The organism is Bifidobacterium asteroides, assembly GCF_003202695.1.
Taxonomy (GTDB): Bacteria; Actinomycetota; Actinomycetes; order Actinomycetales; family Bifidobacteriaceae; genus Bombiscardovia; species Bombiscardovia asteroides_G.
Map to the genome: position 1 here is coordinate 301,788 of NZ_QGLL01000008.1, position 14,022 is coordinate 315,809.

Consider the following 14,022-nt stretch of genomic DNA (forward strand, 5'->3'; position numbering starts at 1 on the left):
TGAACATCCGCCCCGGTCAGGGAGTACCCGGACCGGGGCGGATCGCCACAGGCCCTCTGACGGGCACTCAGGTGGCCTGCTGGCTTTACTTGCGTTCCACTTCCTGCATCTCGTAGGTCTCGATGATGTCGCCCACCTCGATGTCGTTGAAGGAGCCGAGATTGATGCCAGCCTCGTAGCCTTCGGACACCTCGTTGACATCGTCCTTGAACCGGCGCAGGGAGGAGATCTCCAGGTCGTTGACAGTGACCACCCCGTTGCGGGCGATGCGAGCCTTGGTGCCCCGCTTGACGGTGCCGTCCTGGACCATGACGCCCGCGATGTTGCCGAACTTGGAGGAGCGGAAGATCTCGCGGATCTCGGAGTGGGAGGTTGTGACCTCCTCGTACTCCGGCTTGAGCATTCCCTTGAGCGCGGCCTCAATATCCTCGATGGCGTTGTAGATGACCGAGTAGTACTTGATCTCTACACCCTCGCGGTCGGCCAGATCCTGGACCTGTCTGTTGGGCCGGACGTTGAAACCGATGATGACGGCCTTGTCGACCGTGGCCAGATTGACGTCGTTCTGGGTGATGGCGCCCACACCTCGGTGGATGACCTGAATTCCGACTTCGTCGGAGACTTCGATCTTCATCAAGGAGTCCTCCAGCGCCTCGACTGAACCTGAAGAGTCGCCCTTGATGACGATGTTGAGCATGTCCACCTCGGACTTGGCGAACTGCTCCTTCAGGCTCTCCAGAGAGACCACCTTGCGGCGCTTGGCCAGCTGAGCGGCACGGGCCGAAGCCTCGCGCTTCTCGGCAATCTGTCGAGCGGTGCGATCGTCGGGCGCGACCAGGAAGAGGTCGCCAGCGGTGGGTACCGAGGTAAGCCCCAGCACCTGGACAGGCGTGGAAGGACCGGCGGCATCCATCTGCTGACCGTTCTCGTCAAGCATGGCGCGCACACGGCCATAAGCCGATCCAGCCACGATGGCATCGCCCACATGCAGGGTTCCCTGCTGGACCAGCACAGTGGCCACAGCTCCGCGTCCCTTGTCCAGACGGGCCTCAACCGTGGCGCCGCGAGCGTCCATGTCGGGGTTGGCCCGGAGGTCAAGATCAGCATCGGCAGTCAGCAGGACCGCCTCCAGGAGCTTGTCCACGTTGGTGCCCAGCTTGGCAGAGATATCGACGAACATGGTATCGCCGCCATACTCTTCTGAGACCAGGCCGAATTCGGTCAGCTGACCGCGCACCTTCTCGGGATTGGCTCCTTCCACATCAATCTTGTTGACAGCCACCACGATGGGCACATGAGCGGCCTGCGCGTGGTTGATGGCCTCGACGGTCTGCGGCATGACGCCGTCATCCGCGGCCACTACCAGGATGGCCACATCGGTCAGCTCGGCGCCGCGGGCGCGCATGGCCGTAAAGGCCTCGTGGCCAGGGGTGTCCAGGAATGTGATCTTTCGATCTTCCCCGTCAAGGGTGACCGTGGCCTGGTAGGCACCGATGCGCTGGGTGATGCCGCCGGCCTCCTGGGTGGTCGTGTTGGTCTTGCGGATGGTGTCCAGCAAGCGGGTCTTGCCGTGATCGACGTGTCCCATGACCGTGACCACCGGAGGCCTGGGCTGCAGGTTCTCGTCATCCTGGCCATTGCGTTCTTCGTCCAGATTGATGTCGAACTGCTGTAGAAGCTCCTTGTCTTCCTCCTCGGCGGAGACGATGCGGATCTTCCACCCGATCTCGTCGCCCAGGATCTGGAAAGTGGCCTCATCCAGGGACTGAGTAGCCGTGGCCATCTCACCCAGGTGGAAGAGCACTGTGACCAGGGCAGCAGGGTTGACGTTGATCTTGTCAGCCAGATCGGCCAGGGTCGCGCCCTGACGAAGCTGAACGGTACGGCCGTTGCCTGCGGGGATGCGCACGCCGCCGATGACGGGTGCTTTCATCTCCTGGAATTCATGCCTCTTAGCCATCCGGTTCTTGCGAGCCTTGGAGGACTTGCCCCCCTGGCGGCCGAAAGCTCCAGCAGCACCGCCACGACCACGACCGCCACGGCCCGAACCGCTGCGGAAACCGCCTGAGGGTGCCGAGGTACCACCGAAACGGCTGCTGCCGCCCTGATGCGACTGCTGACCGGGGCGGCTATGGCCCCACTGTCCTGGACGAGCGGGCTGCCCGGAGCGACCGCCTCTGCCGTTGCGGAATCCGCCACGGCCTCTGCGTGAATCGTTGACAGTAGGCCTGGCCATGGGGTGCGGCCTGGGGATGTCTGAAGGCATGGGAGCCTTCATCCCCTGCTTGCGGTTGAAAGGATTGTTGCCTGGACGAGGCGTTGAAGCTCCCGACCGTGCTCCATGACGTGCCGCCGAAGCGCCGGAGCCTCCGGGACGACCGTTGTTGCGCGATGCCTGGGGGCCGGGCCTGCCCATGACTGAAGGCTTGGGCCCACGGGACTGGCTGCGCTGTGCATGTTCATTGCGGTTACCCTGGGAGGCACCGGGCTTGGGGAAGTGATTTGCGGGATGCTGCTGCCCCCGTGACACGTTGCCGCCGGCTGAGGGCCGAGGGCTCTGCCCGGGCTTGGGCCCAGGCATGGATTTCTGTCTGCTACCGGACTGCGGGCGGTCATGCTGACCCTGGCCGCTTCCATGACTAGGGCTGCCAGGGCGTGCATTTCGTGCAGCGGCCTGACCAGCGTCACCCTGTCCAGTCTGGGGGAAAGCGCTCTTAAGTCGACGAACCACTGGGGCTTCGACAGTGGAAGATGCGGACTTGACGAACTCGCCCATGTCCTTCAATTTCGCCAGAACAGTCTTGCTGTCTACGCCAAATTCCTTGGCCAGCTCATACACGCGTGCTTTGGGCACTTACTTTCTCCTTACCGGACCGCGCATATGACCGGCGCGATCACTCTTTCATGACGGCGAACATATCCTGTCTCATCGTGCGACCATGATCGTGTTACCTCGTCTCTGTGCCGGGGCCGACGGCATAGACCACCGGACTCGGGATACCGGATTCAGCATACTCGCGTCGTCGGATGTTTGCTCTCAGTCGTCTTCACCAGCAGCCGAAGCAGATTGCGCCTGCAGTTCACGCAATTTCTGTTGATGCGCCTCCTCGGACTCAATGCCGATCTTCCAGCCCGTCAGCTTGGCGGCCAGACGGGCGTTCTGGCCCTCTTTGCCTATTGCCAAGGAGAGCTGAGCGTCCTTGATGAAGGCGATGGCCGTGCGGTTGGACTCGCTGACGATCTGCACCTGCCGGACCACGGCCGGTGACAGGGCTGCAGCCACGAATTCGGCAGGATCCTTGGACCAGTCCACAATGTCGATCTTCTCAGGTCCCAGATTTTCCATGACTGCACGAACGCGCGCGCCACCCGGACCGATCAGCGCACCCTTGGGATTGACCCCCTTGCTGTTGGCTCGGACCGCAATCTTGGTTCTGGCCCCGGCCTCACGGGCGATGGCCATGATGGACACTGCGCCCGAGACCAGCTCGGGCACCTCCCGCTCGAAGAGGCGGCGAACCAGCTCCGGATGAGAACGCGATACGATGATTTCCGGCCCCTTGAGCCCTCGGGAGACATTGACCACGTAGACGCGGATACGCTGACCGTGCCGGTAATGCTCTCCAGGAACCTGCTCGCGGCGCGGCAGGATGGCCTCGACATTATCTACGGCCACATGCACATTGCCTGGATCGCTGGCATCCTGCTGGACTACTCCGGTGATCAGATGGCCCTTCTGACCGGAGAAAGCTCCAAAGACGCGCTCATCGTCGGCCTGACGGAAGAGCTGTCGAATGACCTGGCGGGCAGTGGAAGCCGCCAGCCGTCCGAAGTCCTTCGGTGTGTCGTCGTATTCCTCGCCCAGATCGTATCCCGGATTGGGCTCTTCAGGAGTGGGATCACGTGCGATCTCGTCCTGTGCCCAGATGGTAAAAGTGCCTGCTCGCTCGTCCAGCTCCACCCGTGCGTGTCTGGCTGCATGAGGTGACTTCTGATAGGCCAGAAGAAGAGCCTCGCTCAGTGCTTGATCCAAGGTCTCGGCATCAATCCCTTGTTCGTGTGCCAGCTGATGAATTTCAGCCAGGTCCAGTTCCATGTCAAGACCTCCTATGAAGTTATTCAGACCGCGCTTCTTTTGGTCTGCAATGCCTACTATTCTAACCTTTCATGCAGACACAGCCGGTTCCTGAATACCAAATGCGGGCGCGTCGTCGACTGACGATCCTGGCACGACGTATGGTCGCCGGCATCGGGGCACTTCTACTGGCCGTCTCCATGTCCGGATGCGCGCCTTCAGCGGTGCACGTCAGTCGGCACGACCCCGACAATCTCCGTTCCACCGCCTGCGAGCAGGCATGGACCCGAGCCCGGCGGTCGGATCAGCTCCAGCAGAAGGATCAGGCAGACAGCCGGGCCCAGGCCTGGATCCAAGCGGCTCGCGAGTGCCCTTCCCAGCTGGATGAAGCTACAGTACACGCAGCCCAGGCTTTATCGGCCTCCCAGGGCGGGCAGACCAATCGTCGAGCAGCTACGCTCAGACTGGTCCAGGCTGCGCAGCGGTTAGATCCGCTGTCCAGGATGCTGCCCACCGAACTGCACGATCAGGCAGTCACGGGCGAAGACCGTTCCGGGTTCTACTTATCGGTCCTCGCAGCCCGCAAAACTGATGCCACATGGATGCTGACCCTAGCCGATGCGCACACAACGGCCGCGCAGATTCTGGTCGGCCGCTCCAAACACGATCCCCGACAGGGAGTCTATCCCACCACTGATCTTCTGGCGCACCCCGATGATCGAGTCGACCCCGCCAACGGAATACAAATCCCTACTCCCGCTCTTATCGAGATGGACACGGCCCGGACTCTTCTGGATGTGGGGAGAAAACTGAACGGTTCCTCAGGCACGATACGCACCGACGCCAGCCAGAACGCAAAAAGCCGCCAGGAAGCCGCATCTGCCCTGGTCGACATGATCGTAGCCCACATATCCATGGCCATGAACCTTGGCTATCCAACCGCTTCATCAGCTCTGCTGCACACCTCCAAGCACTGACAGCTCACCTGAATCGTTTCTCACGACGTTATCTCTTTCTTATGCGCGAGCGTTCCCTGCCAGTGGATGCCCACAGCGTTAGCAAAGGTCAGCAGCAACGATCAGACATTATCAGTGATCAAACATTTCGAATTCATCGAAATCTTCAACCATAAGAGGACGTTGCGAGTGGCGATATAAGCACGGACAGTGCTACCATAGAACGTGTTCCACGGGATTATTTCCTTGGAACGCGGGGGGTATGAACCCGTGCAATGTAGGAGGCGACCTAGTGTTTGCCACTGCATCGCCTCCTGCATTGCACGGCATTTGCGTTTGCTCAGCATTAAGACACAGTGCCGTGTCAAACCCGTACAGCCAAAGAGGGCATAAGGGAATACTACATATAAAAAGCGGTCACGAAACCCAACTCAAGGGGTGAAGCGCTGCTACTTTGCAATGCCGCAACAGAATCAAATACAAGGGTCCCGACCGTCAGGCCGGGACCCTTAGGGCGGTTGAGGCGAGATTCGAACTCGCGGAGGGATTTGCCCTCACACGCTTTCGAGGCGTGCTCCTTAGACCGCTCGGACACTCAACCATGGTCGTTGCCCGACACTGCCGAACAACAACTTTTCTATTATGCCACAGAGTCCCTACCTGGCAAGCGGCGTGGCGCAACCGCAGCTGCTCCAAATAACCAGGGACCTTACAGGGTGCGGCGGGCACGGATGGCCTGCGCACGTTCTGCAAGCTGTTCATCAGGCGGATAGGCCACATGTTCCAGGGTCAGCCCATGGGCGGCTATGGGGCCTGTTGATCCTTCGCGCAAAGGATGGGCCACCTTGTCGGCAAACCATTGCACGGACCGACGGCCCAAGCCTACCTGGATGCAGGCCGCCACCAGGGAACGAACCATGCTATGGGCGAATGCGTCAGCCACAATACGAAAGACCGTCAGCCCGGACTCCATGAAGACCGGAATGTATCCGACTGAATTCTGCCCAGGCTGCACTCCCGGTAAACTCACGGTCGGAACCAGGTCCCAGTGCGCGGCCAGGACCTTTCGTATGGTGGTGCCGCCAGTGTTTGGCGTAGCAAAGGACCCGAAGTCATGCAAGCCGACGCACTGCGCCGCTGCCTCGTTCATGGCCTGCAGATTCAAGCTCCCCTCCAGATTCAGCACATAGCCTCGCATGCGCGGATCACCTGGCTGACCGCCCTGGCTGACCCGATAGACGTATGTCCGTTCCAGTGCTGAAAAACGTGCGTCAAAGCCTTCAGGCGCCGTGCTGAGTCTTTGCAGAACGATGTCGGAAGGCAACAGGTGTCGTAGGCGACGCTCCAGGGCCTGTACGCCATCCACACCCATGTGCCCCTTGCATGATTCGAGCACAGTCTCGGGAATATCCAAGTGAGTCACCTGATGGGACGCATGAACCCCGGTATCGGTTCTGCCGGCCACGGCCAGCCTGGGTCGCCAAGGACTCCTATCACCGTGGGCACAGCCAGCCTGTCCGTGACCTCCTGCGATCAGGGTCAGCGCATCTTCGATGCAGCCCTGGACCGTGCGCAGACCAGGCTGCCGGGCCCAGCCATGGAAGCCTCCACCATCATAGGCCAGGTCCATGCGCAGCCTGGTAAGGGACATCCTCCCCTCCTCTTCCTCCATCAAGGCCTCCCTGATGCAAATGAGTGACGGGGCCGGAGAGCCATGCTCCCCGACCCCGTCACTTGATGCAATGATCGATTACTCAGCGGCCTTCTCGGCATCCTCAGCCACGTCGGCATCTTCCTCAGCCTGGGCTTCGGCCTTATCCGCCTTGTCAGCGGCCTGCTCCAGATCCTCTGCAGCCTTGTCGGCCTGGGCCACGTCCTGATCGGCCTCATTGGCCTCGACGGCCTGGCCGACAGCATCCTCGGCAGCGCCTTCTGCGACAGCGGCATCAGTGGCTGCAGCCACTTCGGCGCTCTCCTCCTTAGCGGCCACCTTTGCTGCAGACTCAGCCTCCTTGACGACGGCCTTCTTGGCCGACAGAGGCTCGGTGACAAGCTCGATCACAGCCTGCGGTGAGTTGTCTCCGCGACGGGGTGCGATCTTGGTGATGCGGGTGTAGCCGCCTTCACGCTGCTGCATCTGCTCGGCAATCTGCGTGAACAAGATGTGGACCACAGACTTGTCGCGGATGACGCGCATGACACGGCGACGGGCGGGCTGATCCCCTCGCTTGGCGAAGGTGATCAACCGCTCAGCCAGCGGACGCAGACGCTTGGCCTTGGGCAGAGTGGTCGTAATACGGCCATTGGCGAAGAGGCTGGTGGCCATGTTGGCCAGCATCAACCGCTCGTGCGCCGGGCTGGAGGCCAGACGTGGGCCCTTGCTAGGTTTTGGCATTGGATTATCTCCTTACGGCCCGGGAGGACAGGTGGGCATACGCCCGAACATCCGACTTCCCGGAATTGCTGTCAGCAAGCGAGGGAACCCTTCCCCTTCGCCCGCTCATACGAAGGCTGCGATCCTTCACTCGTCGTCGGGCGAGAAGAAGGTGCCTCCCTCGAGATTATTGGTGTCGAAGCCCAGCGGTGAGGCCTTCAGCGACAGCCCCATGCCCTCGAGCTTCTCCTTGACCTCGTCGATGGACTTCATGCCGAAGTTGCGGATATCCAGCAGATCCTGCTCAGTATGCGAGACCAGCTCACCGATAGTATGGATTCCTTCGCGCTTGAGGCAGTTATAGGAACGCTGCGTCAGGTTCAGATCCTCAATCGGCACGGACATCTGCGGATCGGTCTCTTCCGCCACAGGCTCTGGTCCGACCTCCACGCCCTCAGCCTGGGTGTTGAGCTCGCGGCAGAGGCCGAAGAGCTCAACCAGGGTCGACCCAGCTGACGCCACCGCGTCACGCGGTGAAATAGCCGGCTTGGTCTCCACGTCCAGGATCAGCTTGTCGAAATCCGTACGCTGTTCGACACGTGTGGCCTCGACCTTGTAGCTGACCTTGAGCACCGGAGAGTAGATGGAATCAACCGGGATACGCCCGATCTCATCGTTATCCTGCTTGTTGAGCTGGGCCTGGACGTATCCACGACCACGCTCCACTGTAAACTCGATCTCCAGCTCGCCGTCCTCAGCCAGGGTCGCGATATGCAGATCAGGATTGGCCACGGTGACGCCAGCCGGCGGAGTGATATCTCCGGCGGTGGCCTCGCCCTTGCCGCTCTTGCGCAAATACATGACCACTGGCTCGTCGTATTCGCTGGTCAGCACGATGCCTTTGATGTTGAGCAGGATCTCAGTGACGTCCTCCTCCACACCAGGTAGCGTGGTGAACTCGTGCAGAGCTCCCGAGATGCGGACCGAGGTTACAGCCGCACCTGGTATGGAGCTCAGCAGGGTACGACGCAGGGAGTTGCCCAGGGTGTACCCGAATCCGGGTTCCAAGGGCTCGATGGTGAAACGGGAGCGCTGGGCATTGACGACTTCTTCAGTAAGAGTCGGACGCTGTGCAATAAGCACTGTTGCTATCCTTTCAGCTCCGACCGGTGGTGCACTCACCGGTCTTCGCGGGTGGATTCATGGGTTTTCTAGTGCTCAGACGCGACGGCGCTTGGGAGGACGAACGCCATTGTGTGCCTGTGGGGTCACATCGGAGATGGAACCGACCTCCAGGCCTGCGGACTGCAGGGAACGGATAGCGGTCTCACGGCCCGAACCCGGGCCTTTGACGAAGACATCCACCTTCTTGACCCCATGCTCCATGGCCTTGCGGGCTGCGGATTCAGCAGCCATGCCCGCTGCGTAAGGAGTGGACTTGCGGGAGCCCTTGAAGCCTACGTCGCCGCCCGAAGCCCATGCCACTACAGCACCGGAGGGATCGGTGATGGAGATGATGGTGTTGTTGAATGTTGACTTGATATGCGCCTGCCCGACCGGAACCGACTTGCGGTCCCGACGACGAGGCTTGCGCGCGGCCTGCTTTGCTGCTGCCATTGATCCTCGTTTCCTTGTCACGAATAACTGATTGCTAGTGCGAACCATCGGAGACCCTCATCCCCGCTTCGCATTCGGCCTTACTTGGTCGCCTTCTTCTTTCCGGCGACGGTACGCTTGGGTCCCTTGCGGGTGCGGGCGTTGGTCTTGGTCCGCTGGCCGCGCACGGGCAGGCCCCGGCGGTGGCGCTGGCCCTGGTAGCAATTGATTTGGATCTTACGGCGAATATCAGCGTCGATCTCACGACGCAGATCACCCTCGATCTTGTAGTTTCCCTCGAGGTAATCACGCAGCGTAATGAGCTGCTCGTCCGTGAGATCCTTGACGCGGGTGTCCGGATTCACTCCGGTCGCGGCAAGTGTTTCCTTGGCGCGAGTACGCCCCACACCGAAGATGTAGGTGAGGGCTATCTCTATGCGCTTCTCGTTGGGGATGTCGACTCCGGCAAGACGTGCCATTGCGATTCCTTTTTGCTCTACGCAGGTCGTGCACCGAGTCTTCCGGTCTCCCGGCCCGGGCCTGCGCACCCGGGGTTCAGCCTGTCGGCTGTGACTCAGCGCCTTTGGTGTTCGTTGCCGCTGGGAATCCGCTCAGCCCTGGCGCTGCTTGTGGCGTGGGTTTTTGCAGATCACCATGACGCGGCCGTGACGACGAATCACGCGGCAGTTCTCGCAGATTCTCTTCACACTAGGGCTGACCTTCATGGTTTTCCTTTGCTTGTGTACCTTGTTACTTATACCGGTACGTAATCCGTCCGCGGTTCAGATCATAGGGACTCATTTCGAGCACCACCCGATCCTGAGGCAGAATGCGGATGTAGTTCTTGCGCATCTTGCCGGAAATGGTGGCCAGCACCAGGTGCTTGTTCTCGAGCTCGACGCGGAACATCGCATTAGGGAGAGCCTCGACTACACGCCCTTCCACCTCGATCACACCATCTTTTGCCATAAACCTTCTATCCGATCCTCGGCCGGTTACACAGCGCGCCGAAAGACACGCCAAATGATCAGTATAGCATTGATGGACCCAAATTGGGCAATAGCGTGTTGATACGACAAAAGGGCCGTCTGAACGACTGTCGCTTTATCAGTATAGCAGTCGTGCAGGCGGTCTGAAAGAGGATAATAATCCGTCAGTCCTCAATGGCGATGGTCTGTGTATTGTCGGCCGGTTCGATGCTGGCCTTGGGCAGGGTCACCTCCAGGGTGCCGTTGGCATAGTGGGCATGAATGTCCTCCTGGCGGACCTTGTCGCCAACGTAGAAGCTGCGGGAGCAGGACCCGGTGTAGCGCTCACGCCGAATCCACCGGCCCTGGTCGTCCTTGTCGCCCTGATCACTGTTCTTTTGGGCGGAAACAATCAGGTAGCCATCCTCCAGACGGAGACCGATGTCGTTCTTATCGAAGCCGGGCATATCAATGGAGAGCTGATACTGCCCGTCCTTCTCACGCACATCCGTGTTCATCAGCGGGCTGTTCAGCGCGTTCTTGGATCCCTGGACCTGCCGACGCCCATCACGCCAGTTGTTGAAGAAGGGATCATCAAAGAAGTCGCTGAAGATCGAATTGTTCATCAATGCGGGAAACATAGCCATAACGCATCTCCTGATTCTCTAAGTCAATAGTTTTCGTGGACCGGAACCCCAGGCGGACATCCTGACCTGTCCTCCCGGGCTTCCTGCCCTTCACTTTGTCCAAACCGCAGGCTCCGGGTTCCATGCCCAATGTTCACCCAAGGAATAAAAGTTGAGCCATAGCGACTCAACTTTGGTCAAATAGGCATGCTATTCATCCTTGCTCTCTCATTCTTCGGGCCTTGAATGACCACATGGTAGACATTAAAAGCCAAAATTCTTGTGACACGACTTTGAAACATTTACCATAAGATGAGATTCCGCCAGCCCCGCAGGCACTTGAGGGCGGACCCAATCGCATTTGGACCGGACGGACCGGCCATCCCTAATCAAAGGAGCTCAGATGCTCACCAACGAATACATCAAGCGCGCATATCAGCAAGTTGAGAAGCGCGACGGCGACCAGCCGGAATTCCTGCAGGCTGTTCGAGAGGTTTTCTCCAGCCTGGAGCCCGTGGTGGAGCGGCATCCCGAGTATGAGGCCAACGGCGTGCTGGAGCGTCTGGTCGAGCCCGAGCGTACAGTCAAGTTCCGCGTGGCCTGGACCGACGATCAGGGCCACGTGCAGGTCAACCGCGGCTACCGGATTCAGTTCAACTCGGCCATCGGCCCCTACAAGGGAGGCCTGCGTTTCCACCCGACCGTGACCGAGTCGGTTATCAAGTTCCTGGGCTTCGAGCAGATTCTGAAGAATTCGCTGACTGGACTGCCCATGGGAGGAGGCAAGGGCGGGTCCGACTTCGACCCCAAGGGCCGCTCGGATGCCGAGGTCATGCGCTTCTGCCAAGCCTTCATGACTGAACTGCAGCGCCACATCGGACAGTTCACCGATGTGCCCGCCGGCGATATCAATGTGGGATCACGCGAGATCGGCTACCTGTTCGGTCAGTACAAGAGACTGCGGGACGAGTACTCGGGCGTTCTGACCGGCAAGGATCTGACCTTCGGCGGTTCCCTGGCCCGGACCGAGGCCACAGGATACGGCCTGTGCTACTACACTCAGGAGGCCCTGCAGACGCTGCGCAAGGACTCTTTCCAGGGCAAGACCGTCGTCATCTCCGGTTCGGGCAACGTGGCCATCTTCGCCACCGAAAAGGCCCAACAGCTGGGCGCCAAGGTGGTGACGGCATCCGACTCCGACGGATACGTCTATGATCCCAACGGGATTGACCTCGATGTCGTCAAGGACATCAAACTGGGGCACCGTGGCCGAATTCGCGAGTATGCAGACCGCGTGGATTCCGCACAATACCACGAGGGCTGCAAGGGCGTCTGGACCGTGCCTTGCGATATCGCCCTGCCCTGCGCCACACAGAACGAAATCGATGAGGAGTCCGCCAGGACCCTGGTCGCCAACGGATGCACCGTAGTCTGCGAGGGCGCCAACATGCCTTCCACCCCCGAGGCCATTCAGGTCTACCAGGACAACAAGGTGCTCTATGGGCCCGCCAAGGCCGCCAATGCCGGCGGCGTAGCCGTCTCCGGACTGGAGATGAGCCAGAACTCCCTTCGCCTGCAGTGGACCTTTGACGAGGTGGACCAGCGGCTCAAGGACATCATGACTGGAATCTTCCAGAAGTCCTACCAGGCCTCCAAGGAATACGGGCATGAGGGCGACCTGATGCTGGGCGCCAACGTAGCCGGCTTCACCAAGGTGGCCGATGCCATGGTGGCCCAAGGCATCCTGTAAAGGAACCACCCTCGCGGTAATCCGCCGCAGGATATTGTCGCTATATATCCAACCATATTGAGGGAGCGCTCCATCACCGGCTCAGCGTCGTATCGGACCGATGATGGAGCGCTCCCTCTTTTGCAGCAATCGAACATCGATGCTGCCCGGCACCCGTGTGCAGTCGTGGCCCAGCGCCTGATGGGCTTGGATCGGCGCTTCCCCATAGTTGATCACCCAGGTGATTCCTGGCACTTGCGTATATGACGGGTAGAGCTTTTGGTGATCTAAAATCTGCCGTTCGGCATTCACCCTGATTTACGTTCTCCCTCCCTTATTTTCAAAGACCTTGACGGTGTCGCCAAGGAGGGAAGCGATGAGATGATTTTCGCCTTCCACTCATGCCTGTCTTCTGCCGACACACCTTTTGTCCACCTTTGTTAGCATGGAATTCAGCGGGGGTAACTACACCTAGACGTAGAAATTGAGAGGAAGCAATTGCGAAAACCAATGAAAGCCGCGCTGGGACTTGCGGTAGCGGTGATTTTAGCCATGCCTACCACTGGCTATGCGCTTAGCCAGGGAGGAAAGCCTGAGACTGCTGCGGGAGCGAACGGGGCATACGGGCTGAATGCAGAGCCGTCAAACGCTCGGTCCACACGGTCTGAACCTGCATCGATGCAGGGGATCACGGTGACTTCACTGTTTGATCAGGGCAGCAACATGTGGGGTCAGGTCCTGGCCTTCAATGTCAAGATCGACCGGAGCGCTTCAATCAAGAGCGGATCCACGCTCACTCTGACGTTCTCAAACCCTGATTCCCTGGATTGGAAAAACATACAGCCCAACGGCGACGAGAGATACGGCAAGTGGTCCTACGATGCCCAGAAAGGCACCGCCACCCTCACCTTCGCCATGGATATTTCCCAGGCTGACATCACATTCATCATCAATTTCCACCCCAGCGGCAACCCCAGCAAGAACAACAAGGTCAGCGCCACCTTCAACGGTGAAAATATAGAGCTGAAGGGCGCCAACCAATACGATTTGGACAAGCCCAGTCCTGACCCTGGCGGAGGCTATGGCGATAACCGCATGATCCCTTCATGGGGCAGCTATAGCATCAAAGGCTTGGGAGACAATTACATCGGCCCCATTCAGGGCAAGCAATGCTACCTACCCGACAGAACGACTATGGATTTCAACATCGTGGTCGATCCGGGCTACCTGTCGAAGCCCGATCAGGAGAAGTCCCGCACCATTACGCTGAGCACGTCGGGAGACTCCTCATCCATCTCCCCCGATGACGTCATGCTGTCAGACACGGGCGGGTGGCCTAATACCTTCACACACTATGTGCCACTTGCCGACCATGGCTGGACCACGCGCCAGATCGATCCCCAGACCCTCGAGGTGATCATCCCTGACGGATTCCAGATGAGCTGGTTCGTCATGGGCATCAAAGTCCAGGTACGCGATGCGACGGCTGCAGGGAAGCTGACCATGGTCTACAAGTCGTCTCAAATCCAGAAGCAGGTGAAATACCTCGAGGGATATTACCAGAATCTCGGCAACCTCGGGTTCATACCCCAGCTGAACGCAGGCCCCGACCGCGCCCTCAAGCAGGGGGAAACCATGAACCTCACCCAGTGGCTTTTGGACCCGGTCACTGCCACTGATGTCGAGGACGGCGATCTG

General features: G+C 59.7%; 14 protein-coding genes and 1 tRNA gene. 3 read left to right on the forward strand and 12 right to left on the reverse strand.

Translation table 11 applies throughout. The features are described from left to right. Positions 1–85: 85 nt before the first annotated feature. Positions 86–2,854, reverse strand: a complete 2,769-nt coding sequence (gene infB, locus DKK75_RS06070) for a translation initiation factor IF-2 (protein WP_110452533.1) — start codon at positions 2,852–2,854, stop codon at positions 86–88. Between the two features lie 183 nt (positions 2,855–3,037). Beyond that, entirely contained in the window at positions 3,038–4,096 is a 1,059-nt protein-coding gene (gene nusA / locus DKK75_RS06075; RefSeq protein WP_110452534.1) for a transcription termination factor NusA, read from the reverse strand. 71 nt (positions 4,097–4,167) lie between these two features. Between nusA and DKK75_RS06080 the strand changes: the two genes are divergently transcribed. Next, complete coding sequence (locus DKK75_RS06080) at positions 4,168–5,052, forward strand: hypothetical protein (RefSeq protein WP_146208621.1); 885 nt, start codon at positions 4,168–4,170, stop codon at positions 5,050–5,052. A 494-nt stretch (positions 5,053–5,546) separates the two neighbouring features. Here the strand turns inward: DKK75_RS06080 and DKK75_RS06085 are convergent. The 9 genes from DKK75_RS06085 to DKK75_RS06125 form a co-directional block, all read right to left on the reverse strand. Beyond that, a tRNA-Ser gene (locus DKK75_RS06085) sits at positions 5,547–5,632 on the reverse strand. Between the two features lie 108 nt (positions 5,633–5,740). Beyond that, positions 5,741–6,703: a tRNA pseudouridine synthase A gene (locus DKK75_RS06090; protein WP_110452536.1), complete on the reverse strand. Its 963-nt coding sequence runs from the start codon at positions 6,701–6,703 to the stop codon at positions 5,741–5,743. Positions 6,704–6,781: 78 nt separating this feature from the next. Then, the gene (gene rplQ / locus DKK75_RS06095) at positions 6,782–7,426 is read right to left on the reverse strand and encodes a 50S ribosomal protein L17 (RefSeq protein ID WP_110452537.1); all 645 of its coding nucleotides are present in this window, start codon (positions 7,424–7,426) and stop codon (positions 6,782–6,784) included. A 126-nt stretch (positions 7,427–7,552) separates the two neighbouring features. Then, a complete protein-coding gene (locus tag DKK75_RS06100) occupies positions 7,553–8,548 on the reverse strand; it encodes a DNA-directed RNA polymerase subunit alpha (RefSeq protein WP_110452538.1) in 996 nt (331 codons plus the stop codon). Between the two features lie 75 nt (positions 8,549–8,623). Next, positions 8,624–9,022 (reverse strand): 30S ribosomal protein S11, encoded by a 399-nt coding sequence (gene rpsK, locus DKK75_RS06105; protein ID WP_015022328.1) that lies wholly within the window; start codon positions 9,020–9,022, stop codon positions 8,624–8,626. Positions 9,023–9,102: 80 nt separating this feature from the next. Further along, complete coding sequence (gene rpsM, locus DKK75_RS06110; protein WP_015022329.1) at positions 9,103–9,480, reverse strand: 30S ribosomal protein S13; 378 nt, start codon at positions 9,478–9,480, stop codon at positions 9,103–9,105. A gap of 132 nt (positions 9,481–9,612) precedes the next feature. After that, the gene (gene rpmJ / locus DKK75_RS06115) at positions 9,613–9,726 is read right to left on the reverse strand and encodes a 50S ribosomal protein L36 (RefSeq protein ID WP_015022330.1); all 114 of its coding nucleotides are present in this window, start codon (positions 9,724–9,726) and stop codon (positions 9,613–9,615) included. Between the two features lie 25 nt (positions 9,727–9,751). Continuing rightward, positions 9,752–9,970 (reverse strand): translation initiation factor IF-1, encoded by a 219-nt coding sequence (gene infA / locus DKK75_RS06120; RefSeq protein ID WP_015022331.1) that lies wholly within the window; start codon positions 9,968–9,970, stop codon positions 9,752–9,754. A 184-nt stretch (positions 9,971–10,154) separates the two neighbouring features. Then, the gene (locus DKK75_RS06125) at positions 10,155–10,616 is read right to left on the reverse strand and encodes an Hsp20/alpha crystallin family protein (protein ID WP_110452539.1); all 462 of its coding nucleotides are present in this window, start codon (positions 10,614–10,616) and stop codon (positions 10,155–10,157) included. 382 nt (positions 10,617–10,998) lie between these two features. Here DKK75_RS06125 and gdhA point away from each other — a divergent pair, with 382 nt between their 5' ends. After that, complete coding sequence (gene gdhA, locus DKK75_RS06130) at positions 10,999–12,345, forward strand: NADP-specific glutamate dehydrogenase (RefSeq protein WP_110452540.1); 1,347 nt, start codon at positions 10,999–11,001, stop codon at positions 12,343–12,345. Between the two features lie 81 nt (positions 12,346–12,426). On the opposite strand, the gene DKK75_RS08055 is transcribed toward gdhA, so the two are convergent. Continuing rightward, positions 12,427–12,636, reverse strand: a complete 210-nt coding sequence (locus DKK75_RS08055) for a hypothetical protein (protein ID WP_146208622.1) — start codon at positions 12,634–12,636, stop codon at positions 12,427–12,429. A gap of 366 nt (positions 12,637–13,002) precedes the next feature. On the opposite strand from DKK75_RS08055, the gene DKK75_RS06135 reads away from it, so the two are divergent. Beyond that, the coding region (locus DKK75_RS06135; RefSeq protein WP_219997319.1) for a hypothetical protein at positions 13,003–14,022 on the forward strand (1,020 nt) is incomplete at its 3' end.